The organism is Marinobacter vulgaris (assembly GCF_003344045.1).
In the GTDB taxonomy this organism is placed as follows: domain Bacteria; phylum Pseudomonadota; class Gammaproteobacteria; order Pseudomonadales; family Oleiphilaceae; genus Marinobacter; species Marinobacter vulgaris.
In genome coordinates this window covers 1-1001 of the sequence record NZ_QFWX01000030.1, presented here as the reverse complement: position 1 = coordinate 1001, position 1001 = coordinate 1, and the positions used below count along the sequence as shown (strand labels likewise).

The window sequence follows — 1001 nt, the reverse complement described above, 5'->3', positions numbered from 1 at the left end:
TGTAGTGGCATAGTGAATCTGGCCACCTGATTTTGAGTGTATGATCACTCATAAAGAAAGTCAGGTGCAGATGATGACGAAGAAGAGAACATTCAGTCCGGAGTTTCGGTTGGAGGCGGCCCAGCTAGTGGTCGATCAGGGTTACACGCTGAAGGCGGCGTGTGAAGCCATGGGAGTTGGTAAATCCACCATGGAGTACTGGGTTCGCAGGCTTCGCTCCGAGCGAGGGGGGAATACACCGAAAGGCGATGCTTTGACGCCCGAACAACGTGAGATTCAGGAGCTGAGGCGCAAACTCCGGCGGACGGAGGAAGAGAAGGAAATATTAAAAAAGGCTACCGCTCTCTTGATGTCGGACTCCCTGAACAATTCTCGATAATCGAGCGACTTGAAGAGAGCCATGCGGTGCAACACTTGTGTCAGGTGTTCGGGGTACACCGCAGTAGCTATAGAGCCTGGCGTGACCGGGACAGAACTCTCTGTGAGGCTGAGCGAAAGCTTCAGGACCAGGTTACCGAGGCGCACACAGCCAGTAACGGCTCAGCCGGGGCCCGCACCATTGCCAGCATGGTGACTCAGGCGGGAACGCCACTGAGTCGTTACCGCGCTGGCAGGCGAATGAAACAGTTAGGGTTAGTGAGCACGCAACCGCCGAGTCACGCCTACAAGAAAGCTGAACAGCCACATCTTGATATCCCGAACCATCTCGACCGGGAATTCGATGTACAGGAGCCTAACCAGGTTTGGGCGGGAGATATTACATTTATTTGGACAGGAGCCCGCTGGGCTTATCTGGCGGTTGTAATTGACTTGTTTTCCCGTAAATCCGTTGGTTGGGCAATGTCTTTATCACCGAATACGGAGTTGGTGAAAAAGGCCCTAACCATTGCCTATGAATCGCGTGGGGAGCCGCTGGGAATTCTGTTTCATTCCGATCAGGGGTGCCAGTACACCAGCCTGAGATTCCGTCAGCAACTCTGGCGATATCAGATGAGGCAGAG

The 1001-nt window shown here is 53.7% G+C and carries 1 pseudogene; it reads left to right on the top strand.

Annotation, left to right across the window (positions count from 1 at the left end):
* Positions 1-70: 70 nt before the first annotated feature.
* Positions 71-1001, top strand: a pseudogene (locus DIT71_RS17905) (IS3 family transposase); the annotation flags it as partial.